At 70.3% G+C, this 22,435-nt stretch carries 18 protein-coding genes and 1 pseudogene; 8 read left to right on the forward strand and 11 right to left on the reverse strand.

Annotated elements, in window-relative coordinates:
* Positions 1–32 precede the first annotated feature (32 nt).
* From KALB_RS38000 to asnB, 4 genes are all read left to right on the forward strand, one after another.
* Complete coding sequence (locus KALB_RS38000; protein WP_030111336.1) at positions 33–1,616, forward strand: beta-N-acetylhexosaminidase; 1,584 nt, start codon at positions 33–35, stop codon at positions 1,614–1,616.
* Positions 1,617–1,814: 198 nt separating this feature from the next.
* Entirely contained in the window at positions 1,815–3,029 is a 1,215-nt protein-coding gene (locus tag KALB_RS38005) for an acetyl-CoA C-acetyltransferase (RefSeq protein ID WP_025360917.1), read from the forward strand.
* Between the two features lie 18 nt (positions 3,030–3,047).
* Entirely contained in the window at positions 3,048–5,225 is a 2,178-nt protein-coding gene (locus KALB_RS38010; RefSeq protein WP_025360918.1) for a 3-hydroxyacyl-CoA dehydrogenase NAD-binding domain-containing protein, read from the forward strand.
* 129 nt (positions 5,226–5,354) lie between these two features.
* Positions 5,355–7,178 carry an asparagine synthase (glutamine-hydrolyzing) gene (gene asnB, locus KALB_RS38015; RefSeq protein WP_025360919.1) on the forward strand — a complete coding sequence of 608 codons (1,824 nt, stop codon included), beginning with the start codon at positions 5,355–5,357 and terminating at the stop codon, positions 7,176–7,178.
* Between the two features lie 158 nt (positions 7,179–7,336).
* Here asnB and mtnC read toward each other — a convergent pair whose 3' ends face one another.
* From mtnC to KALB_RS38040, 6 genes and pseudogenes are all read right to left on the reverse strand, one after another.
* A complete protein-coding gene (gene mtnC, locus KALB_RS38020; protein WP_030111335.1) occupies positions 7,337–7,993 on the reverse strand; it encodes an acireductone synthase in 657 nt (218 codons plus the stop codon).
* A complete protein-coding gene (locus KALB_RS38025; RefSeq protein ID WP_025360920.1) occupies positions 7,990–8,565 on the reverse strand; it encodes a 1,2-dihydroxy-3-keto-5-methylthiopentene dioxygenase in 576 nt (191 codons plus the stop codon). Before KALB_RS38025 ends, mtnC begins: the two co-directional genes overlap by 4 nt.
* 9 nt (positions 8,566–8,574) lie before the next feature.
* Positions 8,575–9,168 (reverse strand): methylthioribulose 1-phosphate dehydratase, encoded by a 594-nt coding sequence (mtnB, locus tag KALB_RS49665; RefSeq protein ID WP_268872282.1) that lies wholly within the window; start codon positions 9,166–9,168, stop codon positions 8,575–8,577.
* Positions 9,142–10,131: pseudogene (mtnA, locus tag KALB_RS49670) on the reverse strand (S-methyl-5-thioribose-1-phosphate isomerase); the annotation flags it as partial. The gene mtnB and the pseudogene mtnA, both read right to left, overlap by 27 nt.
* A gap of 48 nt (positions 10,132–10,179) precedes the next feature.
* Positions 10,180–10,905, reverse strand: coding sequence for a class I SAM-dependent methyltransferase (locus KALB_RS38035; RefSeq protein WP_025360922.1), 726 nt, complete (start codon positions 10,903–10,905; stop codon positions 10,180–10,182).
* Positions 10,906–10,939: 34 nt separating this feature from the next.
* A complete protein-coding gene (locus KALB_RS38040; protein WP_025360923.1) occupies positions 10,940–12,988 on the reverse strand; it encodes an NACHT domain-containing protein in 2,049 nt (682 codons plus the stop codon).
* Positions 12,989–13,081: 93 nt separating this feature from the next.
* On the opposite strand from KALB_RS38040, the gene KALB_RS38045 reads away from it, so the two are divergent.
* Together KALB_RS38045 and KALB_RS38050 are read left to right on the forward strand one after the other, a co-directional pair.
* Positions 13,082–13,819, forward strand: coding sequence for a MerR family transcriptional regulator (locus KALB_RS38045; protein ID WP_025360924.1), 738 nt, complete (start codon positions 13,082–13,084; stop codon positions 13,817–13,819).
* Between the two features lie 66 nt (positions 13,820–13,885).
* Positions 13,886–14,779, forward strand: a complete 894-nt coding sequence (locus KALB_RS38050; protein WP_025360925.1) for an AurF N-oxygenase family protein — start codon at positions 13,886–13,888, stop codon at positions 14,777–14,779.
* Here KALB_RS38050 and KALB_RS38055 read toward each other — a convergent pair.
* Complete coding sequence (locus KALB_RS38055) at positions 14,768–15,607, reverse strand: LLM class F420-dependent oxidoreductase (RefSeq protein ID WP_025360926.1); 840 nt, start codon at positions 15,605–15,607, stop codon at positions 14,768–14,770. The two genes, KALB_RS38050 and KALB_RS38055, sit on opposite strands and share 12 nt — an antisense overlap.
* 20 nt (positions 15,608–15,627) lie before the next feature.
* Entirely contained in the window at positions 15,628–16,554 is a 927-nt protein-coding gene (rarD, locus tag KALB_RS38060; RefSeq protein ID WP_025360927.1) for an EamA family transporter RarD, read from the reverse strand.
* A gap of 150 nt (positions 16,555–16,704) precedes the next feature.
* Here rarD and KALB_RS38065 point away from each other — a divergent pair, with 150 nt between their 5' ends.
* Positions 16,705–17,055 (forward strand): PH domain-containing protein, encoded by a 351-nt coding sequence (locus KALB_RS38065; RefSeq protein WP_025360928.1) that lies wholly within the window; start codon positions 16,705–16,707, stop codon positions 17,053–17,055.
* Here the strand turns inward: KALB_RS38065 and KALB_RS38070 are convergent.
* A complete protein-coding gene (locus tag KALB_RS38070; protein WP_025360929.1) occupies positions 17,042–17,986 on the reverse strand; it encodes an AraC-like ligand-binding domain-containing protein in 945 nt (314 codons plus the stop codon). The two genes, KALB_RS38065 and KALB_RS38070, sit on opposite strands and share 14 nt — an antisense overlap.
* A gap of 203 nt (positions 17,987–18,189) precedes the next feature.
* Between KALB_RS38070 and KALB_RS38075 the strand changes: the two genes are divergently transcribed.
* Positions 18,190–18,411, forward strand: a complete 222-nt coding sequence (locus KALB_RS38075) for a hypothetical protein (protein ID WP_025360930.1) — start codon at positions 18,190–18,192, stop codon at positions 18,409–18,411.
* Between the two features lie 225 nt (positions 18,412–18,636).
* Here KALB_RS38075 and KALB_RS38080 read toward each other — a convergent pair whose 3' ends face one another.
* Positions 18,637–20,223: an alpha/beta hydrolase gene (locus tag KALB_RS38080; RefSeq protein WP_201771865.1), complete on the reverse strand. Its 1,587-nt coding sequence runs from the start codon at positions 20,221–20,223 to the stop codon at positions 18,637–18,639.
* Between the two features lie 242 nt (positions 20,224–20,465).
* On the reverse strand, positions 20,466–22,232 hold the full coding sequence (locus tag KALB_RS38085; RefSeq protein ID WP_236650107.1) for an LCP family protein: 1,767 nt from the start codon (positions 22,230–22,232) through the stop codon (positions 20,466–20,468).
* Positions 22,233–22,435 lie beyond the last annotated feature (203 nt).

The following is a 22,435-nucleotide window of genomic DNA, read 5'->3' on the forward strand; positions in this document are numbered from 1 at the left end:
CCGCGTTCCCGGCATCGTTGCAGGAGGACGACGTGACCGTTCGCCCCTACCCACGAAGGCTGGCCTCCGCGCTGACGGCACTGGCCGTCTGCGGCGGGCTGGCCGTGACCACCGATGCCGCGCAGGCGGCGCCCAGACAGGTCGTGCCCTACAGCCACCTCGTACCCGCCCCGGTGACGGCCAGCCAGTCCGGCGCGACTTTCACGCTCGGCCCGGCGGCCCGGATCTCGGCTGCCGGGGCGGCGGCCGAGGTGGGCCAGTACCTGGCCTCGGTGCTGCGCCCGGCCACCGGCTACCCGCTGCCCGTGGACACCAGGTCCGGCCACGCCGCGGGCATCACGCTGCTGCTGTCCGGGGCCGGTCCGGAGCTCGGCGAGGAGGGCTACCGGCTGGAGGTCACCGGCAACGGGGTCACCCTGCGCGCGAACAAGCCCGCCGGGCTGTTCTCCGGGGTGCAGACCCTGCGCCAGCTGTTTCCCGCGAGCATCGACAGCGGCAAGCGCCAGCGCGGGCCGTGGCAGGTGCAGGGCGGCACGATCTCCGACGCGCCCCGGTTCGCCTACCGCGGTGCGATGCTCGACGTGGCCAGGCACTTCTTCGGGGTGGACGCGGTCAAGCGCTACATCGACCAGCTCGCCAGGTACAAGGTGAACACCCTGCACCTGCACCTGACCGACGACCAGGGCTGGCGCATCGCCATCAACAGCTGGCCCAAGCTGGCCACCTACGGCGGCAGCACCCAGGTCGGCGGCGGCAAGGGCGGCTACTACACCCAGGCCCAGTACCGCGACCTCGTGGCGTACGCGCAGAGCCGGTTCATCACGGTGATCCCCGAGATGGACATGCCCGGGCACACCAACGCCGCGCTGGCCTCCTACGCCGAGCTGAACTGCAACGGGGTCGCCCCGCCGCTCTACACCGGTACCGAGGTGGGCTTCAGCTCCCTGTGCACCGGCAAGGACATCACCTACAAGTTCCTCGACGACGTCATCGGTGAACTGGCCGCGCTGACCCCCGGCCCGTACATCCACATCGGCGGGGACGAGGCGCACTCCACCACTGACGCCGACTACAAGCCGTTCATCGCGCGGGTGCAGCAGATCGTGGCCGCGCACGGCAAGAAGGCGCTGGGCTGGCACGACATCAGCAAGGCCGCGCTGCAGCCCGGCACGGTCGGCCAGTTCTGGGGCACCGGGCCCACCGACGCCAACGTGCAGGCCGCCGCCGCCAAGGGCACGCACTACGTGCTGTCCCCGGCGAACCTGGCTTACCTGGACATGAAGTACGACGCCTCGACCAAGCTGGGCCAGAACTGGGCCGGGTACATCGAGGTCCGCGACTCGTACAACTGGAATCCCGGCGGGTACCTCACCGGGGTGAACGCCAGCCAGGTGGACGGGGTCGAGGCCCCGCTGTGGACCGAGACGATCACCAGCACCGCGGACATCGACTACATGGTGTTCCCGCGCCTGGCGGGCATCGCCGAGCTGGGCTGGTCCCCGGCGAGCACGCACAACTGGGACCAGTTCAAGGTCCGCCTCGGCTCGCAGGCGCCCCGCTGGAAGGCCCAGGGCGTCAACTACTACGCATCGCCCCAGGTCCCCTGGGCCAGCTGATCCCGCCTCCAGAGATGTCATGAAAGTGCCGTTCCTTGCGTTGAACGCAAGGAACGGCACTTTCATGGCACACCCGCCCGCCTCCACGGCGTGAAGCAGCTCACATCCCGGCCGGTATGTAAAACAAGCAGGCCGGATTGATTGTTATTTGCGGCGGCGCTACCTTCGTGGGGAGGCCCACCCAGGAGGCGCACACCCATGAGCAGCGAAGCTTTTGTGTTCGATGCGGTCCGTACCCCGCGAGGGCGGGGCAAGCAGACCGGTTCACTGCACGAGGTCAAGCCCGTCTCGCTGGTCGTCGGACTGATCGACGAGCTGCGGACGCGCTACCCCGACCTCGACCCGGCCCGCATCGACGACATCGTCCTGGGCTGCGTCAGCCCGGTCGGTGACCAGGGCGCGGACATCGCGAAGACGGCGGCGCTGGCCGCCGGGCTGCCGAACACGGTGGCCGGGGTCCAGCTCAACCGCTTCTGCGCCTCCGGCCTGGAGGCGTTCAACACCGCGGCGCAGAAGGTCCGCTCCGGCTGGGAGGACCTGATCCTGGCCGGCGGCGTGGAGTCGATGTCCCGCGTGCCGATGGGCTCCGACGGCGGGGCCTGGGCCATGGACCCGGAGACCAACTACGACACCAGCTTCGTGCCGCAGGGCATCGGCGCGGACCTGATCGCCACGATCGAGGGCTGGTCCCGCGAGGACGTGGACGCCTACGCGGTGGAGTCGCAGGCCCGCGCGGCCAAGGCGTGGAGCAACGGCTACTTCGCCCGCTCGGTCGTGCCGATCAAGGACCGCAACGGGGTCGTGGTGCTCGACCACGACGAGCACGTCCGCGCGGGCACCACGCTGGACGCCCTCGGCGGCCTCAAGCCCTCCTTCGCCGCCATGGGCGAGATGGGCGGCTTCGACGCCGTCGCGTTGCAGAAGTACCACTGGGTGGAGCGCATCGACCACGTGCACACCGCGGGCAACTCCTCGGGCATCGTGGACGGGGCCGCGCTGGTGGCGGTGGGCAGCGAGGCCATCGGCAGGGAGCTCGGGCTCACCCCGCGCGCCCGCGTGGTCGCCACGGCGGTCAGCGGCGCCGACCCCACGATCATGCTCACCGGCCCCGCCCCGGCCTGCCGCAAGGCGCTGGCCAAGGCCGGGCTGACCGTGGACGACCTCGACCTGGTCGAGATGAACGAGGCGTTCGCGGCCGTGGTGCTGCGCTTCATGCGCGACCTGGACCTGCCCTGGGAGAAGGTCAACGTCAACGGCGGCGCGATCGCGCTGGGCCACCCGCTGGGCGCCACCGGCGCGATGCTGGTGGGCACCCTGATCGACGAGCTGGAGCGGCGCGAGGGCCGCTACGGCATGGTCACCCTGTGCATCGGCGGCGGCATGGGCATCGCCACCATCATCGAGCGCGTCTGAGCGGGAGCGGACTTCAGCATGAGCGAGTTCTTCAAGTGGGACAAGGACTCCGACGGCATCGTCACGCTGACGATGGACGCGCCGGGGCAGTCGGCCAACACGATGAACGCCGAGTTCACCTCCGCCGTGGCCGAGGTGGTCGAGCGGCTGCGCCGTGAGCGCGAGGAGATCACCGGCGTGGTGCTCGCCTCGGCGAAGAAGACCTTCTTCGCCGGTGGTGACCTCAACGACCTGCGCCGGATCACCCCGGAGCACGCGGACGAGTTCATGGCCACGCTGGCCAGCACCAAGGGTGCGCTGCGCGGGCTGGAGACCCTGGGGCGCCCCGTGGTGGCCGCGCTCAACGGCTCGGCGCTGGGCGGTGGCCTGGAGATCGCGCTGTCCTGCCACCACCGGATCGCGCTGGACAACCCCAAGGCGCGCTTCGGCTTCCCCGAGGTGACGCTGGGCCTGCTGCCGGGTGCGGGCGGCATCGTGCGCACGGTGCGCATGCTGGGCATCGCCGACGCGTTGCTCAAGCTGCTGTTGCAGGGCCAGCAGCTGCGCCCGGCCGACGCGCAGGCCACCGGCATCGTGGACGAGGTGATCAGCGAGGAGTCCGAGCTGATCCCGCGCGCGAAGCAGTGGATCAAGGACAACCCGGAGGCCGTGCAGCCCTGGGACGTCAAGGGCTACAAGATTCCCGGTGGTACGCCGACGAACCCGAAGTTCGCGGCGAACCTGCCCGCGTTCCCGGCGAACCTGCGCAAGCAGCTCAAGGGCGCCCCCATGCCCGCGCCGAAGGCGATCCTGTCCGCGGCGGTCGAGGGCGCGCAGGTGGACTTCGACTCCGCGCTGCGTATCGAGAGCCGCTACATGTTCAGCCTGGCCAGCGGCCAGACCGCGAAGAACATGATCAAGGCGTTCTTCTTCGACCTGCAGACGATCAACAAGGGCGGCAGCAGGCCCCAGGGCGTGCCCGCCTACACCGCACGCAAGGTGGCCGTACTCGGCGCGGGCATGATGGGCGCGGGCATCGCCTACTCCTGCGCGCGCTCGGGCATGGAGGTCGTGCTCAAGGACGTGTCGGCCGAAGCGGCCGAGCGCGGCAAGAACTACTCGGTGGGCCTGCTGGACAAGCAGGTCAGCCGCGGCAAGCTGACCGCCGAGAAGCGCGCGGAGATCCTCGCCAGGATCACCCCGACCGCCGATGCCGCCGACCTGGCCGGTGCGGACCTGGTGATCGAGGCCGTCTTCGAGAACACCGAGCTCAAGCACAAGGTGTTCGCGGAGATCCAGGACGTGGTCAACCCGGACGCCCTGCTGTGCTCGAACACCTCGACCCTGCCGATCACCGGCCTGGCCGAGGGCGTCAAGCGCCCGGAGGACTTCGTCGGGCTGCACTTCTTCTCCCCGGTGGACAAGATGCCGCTGGTGGAGATCATCCGCGGCGCGAACACCAGCGACGAGGCACTGGCCAAGGCCTTCGACGTGGTGCTGCAACTGAAGAAGACGCCGATCGTGGTCAACGACAGCCGCGGCTTCTTCACCAGCCGCGTGATCGGCACGTTCATCAACGAGGGCGTGGCCATGCTCGGCGAGGGCCTGCCCGCCCCGTCCATCGAGCAGGCCTCCACCCAGGCCGGTTACCCGGCCCCGGTGCTCTCGCTGATGGACGAGCTGACGCTGACCCTGCCGCGCAAGATCCGCGACGAGACGCGCAAGGCGGTGGAGGCCGCGGGCGGGGTGTGGCACGCGCACCCGGCCGAGGCCGTGATCGACCGCATGGTCACCGAGTTCGACCGCGGCGGGCGCTCGGCGGGCAAGGGCTTCTACGACTACGCCGAGGGCAAGCGGGCCGGTCTGTGGCCGGGGCTGCGCGAGCACTTCGGCAAGGGCGATGCGATCATCCGCGACGGGGATGCCATCCCCTTCAAGGACATGCAGGAGCGCATGCTGTTCGCGGAGGCGCTGGAGACCGTCAAGTGCGTCGAGGAGGGCGTGATCACCTCGGTGGCCGACGCCAACATCGGCTCCATCTTCGGCATCGGCTTCCCGCCCTGGACCGGCGGTGTGCTCCAGTACATCAACGGCTACCCGGGCGGTGTCGCCGGGTTCGTGGCCAGGGCCGAGGAGCTCGCCAAGACCTACGGCGACCGGTTCAGCCCGCCGGAACTGCTGCGCACCAAGGCCGCCAACGGGGAGACCTTCGAGTAATCCCCCGTCCCTGCCAGGAAAACCCCGCCCGTGCCGCACGGGCGGGGTTTTTGGCGTTTCCTCCCGTTGTGTTACCGAACGACTTCTGTTAGTAACATAGTTGTATAAAACAACAACTGGGGAGGCGTCATGTGCGGGATCTCCGGATGGGTGGACTTCGAACGTGACCTGAGCACGAAGGGCGCGACCGGTCGCGCCATGGCCGAGACGATGGCCTGCCGAGGCCCGGACGCACACGGGATCTGGCTGAGCAGGCACGCCGTGCTGGCGCACCGCCGACTGTCGATCATCGACATCGAGGGCGGTGTGCAGCCCATGGCGGTGGACGAGTTAGCCGTCATGACCTACAGCGGTGAGGTCTACAACTACCGCGAGCTGCGCGAGGAACTGGAGGGCCACGGCCACTCGTTCCGCACCGAGAGCGACACCGAGGTCGTGCTGCACGCGTACCTCCAGTGGGGCGAGGACTTCGTGCACCGCCTCAACGGCATGTACGCCTTCGCGATCTGGGACCAGCGCACCGAGGAACTGCTGCTGGTGCGCGACCGCATGGGCATCAAGCCCCTGTTCATCCACCCGACCCCGCACGGGGTGCTGTTCGGCAGCGAGCCCAAGGCGATCCTGGCCCACCCGCAGGTCGAGGCGGTGGTGGACATCGACGGGCTGCGCGAGCTGATGGCCTTCGTCAAGACCCCCGAGCACGGCATCTACAAGGGCGTGTACGAAGTGCGGCCGGGACAGCTGGTCCGCGTGCGCCGCAACGGGATCAGCAAGCGCCGGTACTGGAAGCTGGAGCCGGTCGAGCACACCGACTCGCTGGAGACCACGATCGGCACCGTGCGCTCGCTGCTGGACGACATCGTGCAGCGGCAGCTGATCTCCGACGTGCCGCTGTGCACCCTGCTCTCCGGCGGCCTGGACTCCTCGGCGATCACCGCCCTGGCCGCCCGCGCCCTGGACGTGCCGGTGCGCTCCTTCGCCGTGGACTTCACCGGCTACGCCGAGAACTTCAAGCCCGACGTGGTCCGCGAGACCCCGGACACCCCGTACGTGCACGAGCTGGCCGAGTACGTTGCCGCCGACCACAAGGACATCGTTCTGTCCACTGTGGACTTGATGGATCCGGTCAACCGCGCGGCGGTGCTGCGCGCCAACGACGGCCCGAACTCGCTGGGCGACGCGTTCACCTCGCTGTACCTGCTGTTCAAGGCGATCCGCCAGCACTCGACCGTGGCCCTGTCCGGTGAGTCCGCCGACGAGGTGTTCGGCGGCTACCTCCAGTTCCACGACCCGAAGCTGGTCTACGCCGACACCTTCCCGTGGCTGGCCCAGGCCGGCCTGTTCTCCGAGCAGCCCAGCCTGCTCGCCCCGGACCTGCTGCGCGAGCTGGACCTGGCCGCCTACCGCGCCGACTCGTACCGGGACGGCCTGGCCGAGGTGCCCTACCTGGACGGGGTGGACGGCCACGAGAAGCGCATGCGCGAGGTGTGTTACCTGCACCTGACCCGGTTCGTGCAGATCCTGTTGGACCGCAAGGACAGGATGAGCATGGCCAGCGGCCTGGAGGTACGCGTGCCGTTCTGCGACCACCGGCTGGTGCAGTACGTGTTCAACACCCCGTGGGCGATGAAGAACTTCGACGGCCGCGAGAAGAGCCTGCTGCGGGCGGCCACCAGGGACGTGCTGCCGGAGTCGATCGTGCAGCGCAAGAAGAGCCCGTACCCGTCCACCCAGGACCCGACCTACGAGCACGCGCTGCGCGAGGAGCTGGCCAAGCTGGTCATCGACGACACCGCCCCGCTGGGCTCGATGCTCAACGCGGAGCAGGTCCGCCTGGTGCTCAACCGCCCCGTCGCCGAGGATCCGGTCCCGATGGCGACCCGCTTCGACATCGAGCGCGTGCTGGGCATGAACTCCTGGCTGAGCACCTACGCCGTGGACCTGAGGCTGTAGCCGTACCGGAAGCGCGAACACACCGCACCGCAAGCGCCGACACACCGCCCCGGAAGCGCCGACACGCGCGGTCAACCCCGCGTGTCGGCGCTTCGGGCACCGCGTGTCGGCGCTTCGCGTACGGCGTGTCGGACGTTCCCGTACGGTGTGTTCGGCGCTCAGAGCACGTCGAACGTGGTGATCCTGCGGTGACGACCCACCTCGGGCGAGCCGTCGGCGGGCCGCGACACGCCCACCGTGTGCCAGCCCGCCGCCGCGGCGGCGTCCAGCTCCGCTGCCACGTCGGACAGGAACGTGATCGCGGAGGGCTCGGCGCCCAGTGCCTTCGTGATCACCCGGTAGGACTCGGCGGCCTTCTTGGGCCCGGCCGACACCGTGTCGAAGTGGCCCGCGAAGTAGTCGAGCAGATCCCCGTGCTGCGTGTGCCGGAACCACAACCGCTGCGCCAGCTCGGATCCGGAGGAGTAGACGTACACCGGCACGCCCGCCGCACGCCAACGCTCCAGCGCGGGCGGCACATCCTCGTACACGTGGGCGGTCAGCTCACCCGAGTCGTAGCCGTGCTGCCAGATCAGGCCCTGCAAGGACTTCAGCGGCGCGATCTTCACGTCGGCGTCCAGCCAGCCGACCAGCACGGCCGCCACCTCGTCCAGACCGGCATCGGGCCGCCCCACCTCCGCCCGCACCTGCTCGACGATCCCCGCGCACTCGGCGCGGCCGATCCAGTCGGCGACGCGCGCCCGCGAGTACGGGAACAGCACCTCGTGCACGTGCGAGATCGAACTGGTCGTGCCCTCGATGTCGGTGACGATCAAGCCGACACCAGCAGCTCGTCCAGGGTGGGCATGCGGGTGGCGATGCCGTCACCGGTGAAGCCCGCGACCCAGCCGTCCTCCTCCTGGAAGAACCGGATCGCGCAGAACTCGGGCCGCTGCCCCATGTCGAACCAGTGCGTGGTGCCCGCGGGCACCGACATCAGGTCGCCCGCCTCGCACACCACGGCGTACACCTTGTCCCCGAAGTGCAGGTAGAAGCAGCCCCTGCCCTCCACGAAGAAGCGCACCTCGTCCTCGTCGTGGGTGTGCTCGTTGAGGAACTTCTCCCGCGCGCCCTTGGCGATCGCGGGCCACTCGGGATTGCTGTCGTCGGGCACGATGCGCGCCACGTCCACCAGCTTGTACCCGCCTTCGGCGGACACCTTGTCCACATCGGACCGATACGCGGCCAGCACCTCGTCCTGACCGGCGTCGCGGGCCAGCGGCACGGTGTCCCACTGCTCCAGCACGACCCCGTGCGGGGCGAGTTCGGCGGCGATGGTGGCCACGTCCGTGGTGCGCAGCAGCACCTGTTCGCGGTCGCTGTCGGCCATGACTTGCAGCAGTGTCATCGGTTTCTCCTATCGACCGTGGGTGAGCAGGTGCAACCGGCAGAGCATCTCCAGGCTCTCCAACCGGTTCCGGGCCACCTCAAGGGTGGGCCCCCACGCGGTGACGCCGTGGTGGGCGATCAGCAGCACCGGCGGGTCCTGCTCGGTGAGCCGGGCGGCGATGTCCTCGGCGATGCGCGGGACCTCCACCCAGTTGGCGAAGACCGGTACCTCCACCGAACTCGGATCGGGCAGGCCCAGCCCCTTGATGATCTCGAACTCGGTGAACCGCACGCTGCCCGGTCCGGACAGCGCGGCCACCGCCGTGGCGTGCGGCGGGTGTGCGTGCACCACGGCGCCGCAGTCCGGGAACAGCCTGTAGAGCGCCGCGTGGATGCAGGTCTCCGCCGAGGGCTTCGGCCCGGCGACCAGCGCGCCGGTGGTCGCTTCCACGAGCACGACGTCGCGCGCGGTCAGCTCCCCCTTGCTGCGCCCGCTCGCGGTGATCAGCGCGCGATCACCTTGGCGCACCGAGAGGTTGCCCGCCGTGCCGTCCATCCAGCCGCGCCGGTACAGCCCGCGCGCGACCTCGGCCAGCTCCGCGCCCGGCCGCTGCTCGATCACCCGCCGCTCGGTGACGATCGCGGTCACCAGGTCGTTCGGCGTGACGTCGAAGGCGGGGTTGAACACCGGCGTGCCCGGCAGCGCCACCTGGCTGCCGCCGAAGGCGGTGACCTCCTCGGCGGCCCGCTGCTCGATCACGATGCCCGAACCGTCCGGAATGGACTCGTCCACAGTGGACTCGGGCGCCACCACGACGAACGGGATGCCGCTGCGCGCGGCGGCCACCGCCAGCGAGTAGGTGCCGATCTTGTTGGCCACGTCCCCGTTCGCGGTGATCCGGTCGGCGCCGACCATCACCACGTCGACCAGCCCGGTGGCGATGGCGGCCGGTCCCGCCGAGTCCACGCAGAGCCGGTACGGGATGCCGGCCTCGGCCAGTTCCCAAGCGGTCAGCCGCGCCCCCTGCAACAGCGGCCGGGTCTCGTCGGCGATCACCTCGGCCACGTGGCCGGATTCGGCCAGTGCCTTGATACCGCCCAGCGCGGTACCGATCGCCACGGTGGCCAGGCTGCCCGTGTTGCAGTGCGTGAGGATGCGCAGCGGCCTGCGGTCGGTCAGCCGCAGCACCGTCTCGGCCGCCAGCGCCGCCATCGCGCGGTTGGTGCGCACGTCCTCGTCCACCATGAGCAGCGCCTCGTCGAGCAACGCCTTGGTGCCCTCCGGCAACCGCTCCAGCACCCGCCGCACGGCCCAGCTCAGGTTCACCGCCGTGGGCCGCGCGTCGGCGATGCGCCGTGCGTCCGCGCGAACCGCGTCCTCGTCCCCGTCGTTGAGGTGCGCCGACAACGCGACACCCAGCGCCCCGGCCACGCCGATCGCCGGGGCACCCCGGATGGCCAGCCGCTTGATCGCGTCGATCACCTCGTCGGGAGTGGTCAGCCGCAGGGTCACACGGGCGTGCGGCAGCGCGCACTGGTCCACGGCCACCACTGCCGAGCCATCCCAGGCCAGGGTCCTCTCCATGCCTGACAGTCTGCCCGCAACGACCCCCGCGGTGTTAGCTCCCGTCCGTCACGCGGGACCGCTTGACACCGGCTTGGTCGCGGTGACCAGCCGGGTCGGCATCCATGGCCCGCCCCACCACATCCGCCAGCCCAGCCCGCGGTCGCGGACCTCCGCCATGCCCAACTCGGTGAGCCTGCGCCGGTACAGCCCGGTGGCGCTGATGTCGGCGATCACCAGCCTGCCACCCGGCCTGAGCACCCGCACGGCCTCCTCGACCGCCCTCGCCCGGCCCCCGGCGTCCTTGATGTTGTGGATCGCCAGGCTGGACAGCACCAGGTCGAAGCCCGCGTCCTCGAACGGCAGTTCCCGCAGGTCGCCCGTGTGCAGTTCCACCCGGTCCTCGACCCCCTCCAGCACGGCGTTGCGGGCCGTGGTCCGCACCGCGTTGCCGGACTGGTCCACACTGCGCCACAGGTCCACCCCCACCGCCCGCCCCGTGGTCAGCCTGCGGGCCACGTTGAGCAGCACCGCACCCCGCCCGCAGCCCAGGTCCAGCACCCGCTCGGCGCCACCGATCGGCAGCCCGTCCAGCACCTCGTCCCAGACCAGGAACTTGCCGCGGCGGGTCGTGTGCAGGTACAGCACGGCGAACAGCGCCACGAGGGCCGCCACCGCGTACAGCCACACCTGCTGCCCGAACACCGCTCCGCTCAACGCGAACAGCGCACCGACGAGCATGCCGATCGGCGCGTAGGGCGCGTCGACCCCGTACTCCCCCCGTTTCCCGCTCACCCCGCCAGTCTCCACCCGTGGTGGTGCGGCGCCATCAGGGATTTCCCCGATCCCCGCCAGACAGGTGGTGCTGAACCAAGGCGTGGCGGAACTGGTACACGGCACCGGCCTGGCGGAGCACACCCCGGCGGTGGGCATCGCCCAGGAAGCCGACGAGCCGCCACGGCAGGACTCCGGTGAGCGGCAGCCACAAGCGCGCGATCAGCCACGGGCCCCAGACCGTGAACAGCAGGACCCAGCACAGGAAACCGCCGACGGCGCTGATCATCCAGCCGAGCACCAGCACCCGGCCCAGCACGAGGTCGAACGGGAATCCCGTGGCGGGCTCGAAGGCAATCCACAGCCCGGCCCAGAGCACCGTCGAACCACCCACGCCGACCAGCGCCGCCTGGGAGATCGACGAGCGCCGGGCCACGCGCAGCAGGTCCACCGCGCCCACGGTCTCGGTCAACTCGACGGGAACGCTCAGCACCCCCGCGAGGCCCCCGAACAACCAGATCCCGGCTCCGATGACCGCACCCGCGGCGAGGCCGAACGGGATGCTCCGCGTACCGCCGAGAGCGAGGCCGACCGCGAGCCCGGTGCCCAGCCAGGCGAGCATCCACACCACCGCCCTGCGATCGAGGTAGCGGCGAACCAGGTCCACCGACACCTCCCGCCAGCGTCTCCTGAGGCGCAGTCGCATCCGGGCCGGGAAGCGCCACCGGAACAGGCCGAAGGACATCACGAGGCCGCCGACGAGACCGCAGAGCAGGCTGGAGGCCGACCCCGCCGTGAGGAAGCCCTCGCCCAAGGCCCCGGGCCAGGCTCCCAGCTCAGCCACGGCCCAGACGAACAGGCACGAGACCGAGGCCACGCACAGCATCGCGGCCAGCCCCAGCACCGGTCTGGGAACCGCGTGAGCCAGTTCCCACCAGGCCAGGTCCTGGGTGCCCCTGCGGTCCAGGTACCCGGCCAGGAAGCGCAACCAGTCGCGGGCCTGCCCGGGGTCGTGCGGGCTCAAACCGACGCGCGGGCTGCCGGGGGCGGCGGGTTCCTCGCGGTAGGCGGCCGGGACGAAGGCGTCGAGCAGGTGCCGTTCGACCGCGGTGCGGTCCGGGAAGGCTGCGGGGTCGAGCAGTTCGACCGGGTCCGCGGCGGCCGAGCCGTACGCGGTGCGGGCCAGCGCGAGCATCAGCGGGCTGGTGAGCGCCTGGGCCAGCGGCAGGCCGGGTTCCGCGGCGAGCCTGTCCACGACAGGCGGCCAACAGCGCCGCGCGGAGGGGCTCGCCGCGGTCAGGAAGGCAGCGGCGTCGACGAGTTCGACGGGCTCGATCTCCACCACGGCGGCGCGGGACAGCACCGTGCCGCCCTCGGCGACGGCGGCCTCGTACTCCGCGCTGCGGCAGGTCACGACGAGCGGCCGGTTGTCGCTGGAGGCCCGGTCGAGGGCGTTGATCGCCGCCGGGTGCAGCGCGGCGGGCATCTCGTCGAGCCCGTCGAGCACCACCATCACCCGCCCCTGGGCGATCAGCTGGGGGGCGTCGGTCAGTGCCGGGTAGTCCTCGATCAGCCGCCGCGCCAGCCAGGTGTGCAGGTGCTCGGCGCGGGGGTTCCAGGTCGAGGCGTTCAGCAGCACGGGAACCGGGTCCTCGGGTGCCGCCCTGCCGAGCAGGCCGAGGGTGAGCAGCAGCGCCAGCACGGTCTTGCCCGCGCCCGGCTCACCGATGACCACCAGCTGCTGGGCGGGCAGCGCGAGGAAGGCCGCCACCACCTGGTGCACGTCCCCGTGCAGCCGCAGCCGGATCGGCCGCCCGGGCAGTGCTCCCCTACCGATCACCGCCCCTGGTGCCGCCGCCACCGGCCGCCCGGTGCTCGACCACCTGACCCGCAGCGGTTCCGGGCGGCGCAGGGAGCGCAGCCCCGCCTCCTCGGCCCACTGCTGGAACACGACCTGCCGCAACTGCTCCACCGCGTGGTCCACCTCGGCGGGCGAGTCCGCGCGGTTCAGGTGCACGTCGCCGTACACGGCGCCGATCTGGACCACGTCGCGCGCGGTGCCGGTGAGCTCGTTGCGCGCCCCGCCGTTCCCGCTCCGCCGCATTCCTCGCACCCGAAGAAGATAGGAGGTGGCGTGCGTGGGCGGAGGCGCTTTGCCCCACCAGGCGGGACCCGGTCACCCGCCTAGACTCCCCCCGTGTCGGAGTACCGGGTTGACGATCTCGCCCGCGCCGCTGGGACCACGGTCGGCAACGTGCGCGTGTACCAGGACCGGGGCCTGCTTCCCCCGCCGGTCCGCCAGGGGCGGGTGGCGATCTACAGCGAGGCGCACCTGGCCCGGCTGCGGATCATCGTGAACATGCTGGCGCGCGGCTACACCTTCGCGCAGATCAAGGAGATCCTGGCGGCCTGGGAGTCGGGCCGGGACCTGGCCGAGGTGCTTGGCCTGGAGCAGGCGCTGACCGAGCCCTGGTCGGACGAGGTGCCGACCACGGTGTCGGCGGCCGAACTGGTGCGCGAGTTCGGCAAGTACGCGACCCCGGACAACGTGCGCCGGGCGCTGCGACTGGGCGTGCTGCAACGGCGTGGGCTGCACTTCGTGGTGCTCAGCCCACGCCTGTTGCAGGCGGGCCGGGAGCTGATCGCGGCGGGCGTGCCGGTGCCCGCGGTGCTGGACCTCGCGGAGCGGCTGCGGGAGAGCCTGGACGGGGTGGCCGGGCTGTTCCTGGACATGGTGTCGCGCCACGTGCTGGACCCGCACGGGGAGAAGTGGGTGCCGTCCAAGGAGGAGATCCCGGAGTTGACCGCGCTCACCGGGCGGCTGCGGCCACTGGCCCAGTCGGCGGTGTCGGCGACCCTGGCCCTGGCGATGACCGCGGAGCTGGCGAACCTGCTGGACGAGCGGTTCGGCTCCCTGCTGCGCGAGCAACCCTGACATCTTCCATTGTTTGAATGGTCATTGTAACGTTCCTCAGTGCCACAGTGCGGACAGGAGCGTGCAATGAGCCCGTCTACCCCCAACCGCGAGGCCACCGCCCAGCGCCTGCTCACCTCCAGCGCCAAGCTCAGCTACGACCCCGAGATCGACATCGACTGGGACGCGCCGCTGGCCGAGGACAAGTTCTACGTGCCGGAGCACCTGGTGACGCTCTACGGCACGCCGATGTGGGCGGCCATGGACCAGCGGCAGCGCATCGAGCTGTCCAAGCAGGAGCTGGTCAACACCGTCAGCGTGGGCATCTGGTTCGAGACGATCCTGATGCAGCTGCTGCTGCGGCTGACCTACCACCGCGACCCCACCTCGCGGCACGTGCACTACGCCTTCGCCGAGGTGGCCGACGAGTGCCGCCACTCCACGATGTTCGGGCGGCTCATCGAGCGGGTGGACGGCAGGCCGTACCGCCAGCCGTTCGTGTGGCACCGGATCGGCCAGGTCCTGCCGCTGGTGCTGACCGGCCCGTCGATGTGGGTGGCCACGCTGATGGGCGAGGAGGTGTTCGACGTGCTGCAACGCGACACCATGCGCGACGAGCGGCTGCAACCGCTGGTGCAGGCGGTGATGCGCATCCACGTCACGGAGGAGGCCCGGCACGTGCGCTACGCGCGTGCGGACCTGGTCCGCAGGCTGGAGCGCACGAACCGGGCGAGCAAGGAGTTCGCCCGGTTCGTGGGCGCACAGGGCGCGATGCTGCTGGCCACGGCGCTGACGAACCCGAGCCAGTACAAGCGGGCCGGGCTGGACCCGCGCGAGGCCCGCCGCCAGGCCTGGGCCAACCCGCACCACCGCGAGGCCAAGCGGCACGGGGCCGAGCGAGTCGTGCGCTTCCTGTCCGAGCAGGACCTGATCGGCGGCCCCACGGTCAGGCTGTGGCGCCGTTCCGGGCTACTGGACTGAGGTCAACGGCGCCAGCCTGCGCCACTGCTCACGGGGCAGGCTGGCACCGAGGACCTGGAGGCACACGTGGTCGGCGCCCGCGTCGAAGTGCTGGCGCAGCCGGTCGGCCACCACGTTCTCGTCACCCCAGGCGACGGTGCTGTCGACCAGCCGGTCGCTGCCGCCCTCGGCGAAGTCCTCGTCGGTGAAACCCAAGGTGCGCAGGCTGTTCAGGTAGTTGGCCAGCTGGAAGTAGATCGCCAGGTGCTCCCGGGCGGTGGCACGCGCCGTCTCCGGGTCGGTGTCCAGCACGACCTTGAGCTCCGGCGCGAGCACCGCGTCGCCGAGGGTCGCCCGCGCGCGGGCCGTGTGCTCCGGTGTCACCAGGTACGGGTGCGCGCCCGCGGCCCGGTCCCGGGACAGCTCCAGCATCTTCGGACCCAGCGCCGCGAGCACGCGCTCCGCGGCGGGCTGCCCGGCGGCGTCCAGGCCATCCAGGTACTCCCGCATGTACGACAGCGGCTTGCGGTAGTCGTTGACCAGCTTCTTGTGGCTGGCGCCCAGCCCGAGCACGAACCGGCCCGGGTGCTCGGCGGCCAGCGCCGCGGTCTGCGCGGCCACGTCGGCGGGCTCGTGCCACCAGATGTTGAGGATCCCGGTGGCCACGGTGATCTGCCTGGTGTCGGCGAGCACCTTGGCGGCGCGGTCCACGCCGGGGCTGCCGCCGATCCAGATCGTGCCGTAGCCGAGCTCGTCCAACTCCGCGACGGCCTCGCCGAACAGGGCCTGCTCACTAGGGTCGGTGCGGGCCAGTTCGTGGTTCCAGATGCCGACTCGTCCCAGTTGCATGAGATCCCACCTTCGTACGATCAGCGTCGTACAAAGCGTAGCATCGGCCGCAGCGCGTCGCTGATGAGCACGAGCAGCGCCAGCCACACCATGCCGAACCCGACCCAGCTGGCGGTGCTCATCTGCTCGTGCACGACCAGCACGCCGACCAGGAACTGGAACACCGGGGCCAGGTACTGCACCAGGCCGATGGTGGACAGCGGCAGCCGGATCGCGGCGGCGCCGAAGCACAGCAGCGGGATCACCGTGATGACGCCGGTGCCGACCAGCAGCGCGGTGTGCGACCAGCCCTGCCCGAGCGACCCCGCGCCGGAGGCCTGGAGCCAGACCAGGTACCCGGCCGCGGGGATGAACTGCACGACCGTCTCCGCGGCCAGCCCCTCGATCGCGGGCAGGTTGACCCGCTTCTTGAGCAGCCCGTACGTGCCGAAGCTGAAGGCCAGCACCAGCGAGATCCACGGTGGGCGCCCGTAGGCGAAGCTGAGCACCAGCACCGCGGCCAGCCCGATGCCCACGGCCACCCACTGCACGGTGCGCAAACGCTCGCGCAGCAGCACCACGCCGAACGCGATGGTCACCAGCGGGTTGATGAAGTAGCCCAGCGAGGTCTCCACCACGTGGCCGTTGTTGACGCCCCAGATGTAGACGCCCCAGTTCACCGAGATCGCGGCCGAGGCCAGCACCAGCATCACCAGCCGCACGGGCTGGCGCAGCAGCTCGCGCACCCAGCCCCAGCGGTTGCGCACCAGCAGCAGCACCAGGATGACCGCCAGCGACCACACCATGCGGTTGGCCAGGATCTCCACCGCGCCCGCCGGGCTGAGCAGCGGCCAGTACAGCGGGAACAGGCCCCACACCCCGTAGGCGGCCACCGCGAGCCACAGGCCCTGCGAGCCTCGGCGGGACTGCTCGGCACGGACGTCTGGGGCAGACAGGGAGGCGACCACGCTGCTAGTTTGCCTCCGTCAAATAAGAAATTCTATTTAATTCTACTGCATGAATCGTGTAGTTCAGCTACACACATCGCGCAGAGTTACCAACGGGTACACCCCTCCGGGTGAATGACGGCAACGGTCAACGGGCTGGATGCTGAGCGCATGGCCGACACACTTGCGGTACCCGTGGAGCTGTCCGCCCTGCTCGGTGCCGACGAGCGTGTGCACGCCGTCATCGCAGGCGCTGGTCAGCCCGTGCTCCTGGTGACCGACTTCCGCATCCTGTCCAGCGACACGCAGATCCCGCTGTCCGAGGTGGTCTCCGTGGCGACCTCGGGCAACTCCCTGTCCGGCGGCTCGCTGTCGATCCGCTCCGAGGACGGGGAACTGCGCATCACCGGCGTGCCCTTCGACCAGGCCCAGCGCTTCGCCGCGGCGGTGCGCGGCGGCCTGGCCAGGGTGCAGGCCGCCGTGTGGATGCCCACCCAGCGCGGTCCGGTCAGCAACCCGTGACCGCCCTGCGGTAGCCCGAGGGGCTCACGCCGAAGGCGCTGCGGAACACCCGGCTCAGGTGGGTCGGGTCCAGCACGCCCCAGTGCGCGGCCACCGCGGCCACCGTCCGCCCGGCCAGCGACGGGTCGATCAGGTCGCGGCGGATGTGCTCCAGCCTCCTGCCGCGGATCCAGGCGGCCATCGTGGTGTCCGTCTCGGCGAACAGCTTGTGCAGGTACCGCACGGAGATGCCGTGCGCCAGCGCCACCGACTCCACGCACAGGTCCGGGTCGGTCAGGTTGGCCTCGCAGTAGGCCAGCACCCGCTCGCGCATCGTGGTGCGCGGGTCGGCCAGCCGCTCGGCGCTGCCGGTGAACACCTTGCCCAGCAGGCCGACCAGCGAGTCGGCCAGCTGGTTGCCGCCCTGCACGGCACTGCCTTCCAGGTCCTCGACCATGCCGCCGAGGAAGCCCGCGACGACCCGGGCCAGCCCCGCCTCGCAGGACACCGGCAGCGCACAGGCCTCGCGCACCGCCTCGGCGCTGGTGGCCAGGAACTCCTGGGGCACGCCCAGCACCACCGTGCGGTAGTCGCTGCCGTAGACCAGCCCGTAGGGCCGGGTGGTGTCGTAGACCACCAGGTCACCCGGCTTGAGCACGCACTGCCGGTCGTCCTGGTACAGGATGCCGTGCCCGCTCAGGTGCAGGGACACCTTGTACAGCGGGGTGTCGGTGGAGGTGATCAACTTGGGCGTGCGCTGCACCGCGCCCGCCGTGGTGGTGATGTCGGCGACGAGCACACGGCCCGCCTGGGCGTAGTTGATCCGGCCGTCGAACCCGGCCAGGTCCTCGGGTGCCAGCCGGAGCGGGGCGAACGCCTCGGAGGCGGCCTGCTGGAAAACCTCAAGACGCTCCGCGACAGGGGTCTGCGCGTCGAAGGCGAGCTCGGGCATGGATCTCGTTCCCCAGTGACGTTCGGAGTAGCAGCGGGTACTCCAACCGCCCCCTCACGTTCACAGTAGCCAACTGTGCACGAAGCGCCAAGCACCTGTGCACTCGTTGGCGACCGAACTCACGGGTAGGCACCTAACGTTGCCGCCGCAACCTCCATAGCCGTCTCCTTCCTGTGACGCCGCAACACCGAAGGGACCAGGACGTGAGCCTTCCCATCATCTGGTGGCGCAGCGCCTACGACGACCAGGTGCACGCCTTCCCGCTGGGTCAGATCACCGAGGTGGACCGCCGCACACTCAGCGCGCGGTGCACGCACAGCGCCCCCAAGGAGCTGATCGTGGACACAGCCGAGGGCATGAAGTGCATGCGCTGCATCCTGCTCGTCGGTGCCGAACTGCCCGATCCGTACCAGCGCGCCAGCTGAACCCCTCAGTACACAACGATGCCCCCGCCAACGAGGACGGGGGCATCACTGCGTCCGGCAGTTGTCCACAGGGCGCGAGTTGTCCACACGTGGATCTTCAGCAAGATCAACTGTCGGGGTGGGGCGGTAGACTGGTGACGGGGTCGTCCCCCAGGGAGTGGCGGGGGACTGTCACCAGGTGTGTGTGCGGGACGCCGTCGCGGCAGCGCCCCGCACGAGGGCGGCTCAGCCGCGGACGCGACCGCCGAACCGGCTGGCCTGCAGGTCGCTGGTGGACAGCTCCCTGGCACCGGCGGGCACCGGCTGGGCGTGACCGGCACAGGTCACGTCGGCCGAGGGCACCGCACCGGTCAACAGGTAGTTGGTGGCGTAGCCGTCCAGGCAGGTGTTGTGCACCCACGGCTCGTTGTACAGCCCGTGCGAGCCGCCGCCCTGCTCGATGATCATCCGCGAGCTGGGGATCAGGCCGTGCGTGCGCAGCGCGCCCTCGAACGGGGTGGCGGCGTCCATCGTGCCCTGCAACATCATGATCGGCGGCAGGCCCCTGCCGTCGATCTTGATCGGGGTCTGCTGCGGCACCTTCCAGTACGCGCACGGCAGGTTCATCCAGGCGTTGCTCCAGGTCTCGATCGGAGCCTTCACCGCGTACGCCGAGTTGTCCCGGTTCCAGGTGTTCCAGTCACGCGGCCAGCGCGCGTCGTTGCACTCCACGGCGGTGTAGACCGCGTTGGAGTTCTCCGAGTCCGCCGAGGTGGCGTCCCCGCGCTTGGTGTAGTTGATCAGCTTGGTGGCGTCACCCTTGACCACGTAGTCGCTCAGCGCCTGCGCGTTGCTGACCCAGCCGACGTCGTAGTAGCCGGAGTTGACCACCATCGCGTCCAGCTCGTTCGGGCCCACGATGCCCTGCGGCTTGGCCTTGAGCTGGGCGCGGGCCTTGGTGTAGTTCGCCTTCACGGCGTCCCGGGTGGTGCCCAGGTGGAACACCGAGTCGTACTTGCCGATCCACTCGAACCACTGGTCGGCCCGCGCCTCGAAGGCGATGTCCTGGTCCAGGTTGGACTGGTACCAGACGTTGGCCGGGTCGGCGTTGGTGCTGCTGTCGATCAGCATCCGGCGCACGCGGTTCGGGAACAGCTGCCCGTACACCACACCCAGGTAGGTGCCGTAGGACACGCCGTAGTAGTTGATCTTCTTCTCGCCCAGCGCCTCGCGGATCGAGTCCACGTCACGCGCGGTGTTGGGCGTGGTCAGGTACGGCAACTCCGCGCCGTTCTTGGCGGCACAGCCCGCGGCGTAGTCCTTGGCGCGCTGCTTGAACGGCTCCTTGTCGGCCTCGGTGGCCGGGTTCGGGTCCGCCGAGGGCTGCGCGAAGAACTTGGTCGCGTCCACACAGTGGATCGGGCTGCTCTCGCCGACACCGCGCGGGTCGAAACCGATGAAGTCGTAGGCCTGGCGCACGCTGGCGGGCACCGAGGTGGCCCAGTACAGGCCGCTGCCGCCGGGACCGCCCGGGTTGAACAGGATCACACCCTGGCGCTGTTCCGGCGTGCCGGTCGCCTTGGCCCTGGTGACAGCGATCTTCAGCTTCGGGCCCCACGGGCGCGAGTAGTCCATCGGCACGGTCAGTGTGCCGCACTCGTACCCGGGGTGTCCGTCGCACGCGTGCGTGAACAGCTTGTCCGCCGCGACCGGGCGGGGCTCGGCGGTCGGCAGCCCCGCGGGGGACGCGAGCGCGCTCGCCCCGGTGGCGGCCATGGTGCCCGCGGTCAGCGCGGCAACCAGCACCGCCGTGACCGGCAAGGGTGATTTCACAGTGAGTTCCCCTCGAATCCGAACTGTCGAGTTCGTCGAATCTGACCGTGCCCACGCGCGCCTGACACGCACCGACGTGGCAAGGTGATCAAAACGTTATCAAGAGTGACACTCAAGAATCGGGTTGGGCCGGGTCTACCCGCGAACTGTCCACAGTGGCGGCCCGCGCCGCCTCATGCCATGAAAGTGCCGTTGCGGACACTAGATGTCCCATACGGCACTTTCATGACACGCGGGGTGGGTCAGTTGATGCAGGTTATGCCGTCGGCGGTGATGGCGCCGTCGTCCCCGGCCGGAGCGCTGGAGCTGGTCGCGGGCGGGGCGAGCTGGTACTGCTGCGGGCCGGTGAAGCCCTGCGCCCCGGGACCGTCGTAGGCGGTGCTGAGGAAGATCCGGACGTGACCGGAGGCGATGCCGTTGGCGTCGTCCTGCTCCAGGGTGTAGCCGCCGCCGAGCGCCTCGGAGACCCGCTTGGCGTTGTCGGCCCCACCGCTGGGGTAGCGGATGACCGACTTGGCACGCTTGGGCGAGTTGTCAGTGTTGCCCTTGCTGAAACCCTTGGCCGCCAAGGCGTTCAGCACGCGGTCGGCAAGACCGGGCGTGCCGTTGGCGTTGCGCACCTCGACCGTGACGTCCGCGTTGGCGCCACCGGTGGCGGAGGTTCCGGAGGGCTGGCCCGCGCTGGAGGTGGAGCTGGGCGTGTCCCCGGTGAGCTTGCGCACGAACGCCTGCACCTCGGAGGGGATGACCTCCACGGCCTGACCGTCCTCGTTGGTCTCCAGGTCGGGACGTCCGGTGGGAATGGTCTGGAAGTGCAGCCCGCCACCGGTCATGCCCTTGAGCTGCTGGGCGAAGCCGAGCAGGTCCCACTTGGCGTCCAGCAGCACGGCGTTCTTGATCGCGCCGATGAGGTCGCTGAGCTTGCTCGGGTTGGTCAGGGTGCCCGCGGACAGCACGGTCTTGGCCAGACCCGCCATGAACACCTGCTGGCGCTTGATCCGGTCCAGGTCCCCGTTGGGCAGGCCGTGCCGCTGGCGCACGAACTTCAGCGCGTCCACGCCCTGGATGCTCTGCTTGCCCGCGGGGAAGTTGGCCCCGGAGAAGGAGTCCTTGGCCGGGGCCTTGAGGCACACCTCCACGCCGCCCACGGCCTTGGTGATCTCGCTGAAGCCGTACAGGTTGATCTCGGCGTAGTGGTCGATGGTGGCACCGGTCAGCTTGGAGATCGTGTCGATGAGCTCCTTGCGGCCCGCCGACTGCGCCTTCTGCTGCATGGTCTTCTGGTCCATGCCGCCCTGCTTCTGCAGGTTGCCCATCTCGTCGTTCATCGCGCGGGCGTACGCGGAATTGATCTTGTGCTTGCCGTAGCCGCCCGGGATGTCCACATAGGAGTCGCGCGGGATGGACAGCAGCGAGGCGGGCTTGGAGGTGTCGTTGGGCACGTGCACGAGGATCAGCGTGTCCGTGTTCAGCTCGCCGTCGTCCCCGCCCGCGTTGAGCTGGTTGAGCACGTCCCTTGGCAGCGGGTCGCCGTGCGCGTCGGTGCGGCTGTCCAGGCCCACCAACAGGATGTCCACGGCGCCGTCGGCGGGCTTCTCCTCCCCACCGTTCTTGATCACGTCGTCGGTGGCCAGCCCGCTGAGCAGGCTGTCCAGCGTGGCGTAGCCGTAGCCGGTGAGCAGCAGCACCACGGTGGAGGCGAAGGCCAGGGCGACCATGCCCGCCTTGCGGCCCACCGAACCGTTGGCCCCCTTGGCCACGGGGCGCCGCGGCCCCGACTTGGGCTTGGCAGCGGGCTGGTCCGGGGCGGCGGCGCGCGCGGCCTCGGTGGGCTTGGCCACCGGCTTGGGCGGCGGCGGGACCGGCTTGCGCTGCTGACCAGCGCCCGGCTCACCGGGCGGTTGCGACCTGGGCGGCTGCGGGCGGCGCGGCGGCTGCCCAGGCTGCCGACCGGGCACGGCCGGGTTCTGGGCGCCGGGGTTCTGCGGATTGGGGCGCCGGGGAGGCACCGGACGACCCGCACCCCCTGAGGGGGGACCCGGCCGACGCGGCGGGTTCTCCACAGGCTTCCACCTCCCGATGCGAAAAAAGCGGCGGCACGACCGACTGTGGGCGCGCACACCGACAAAAATCCACCATCCAGCCTACTTGAGTTGACGCGGTGGCCTGAAATCGCCCGGCGGCCGGATGGCGGTTGATCACCCACGGTGCT

It is taken from the genome of Kutzneria viridogrisea DSM 43870, assembly GCF_000525635.1.
GTDB classification, from domain to species: Bacteria; Actinomycetota; Actinomycetes; order Mycobacteriales; family Pseudonocardiaceae; genus Kutzneria; species Kutzneria viridogrisea.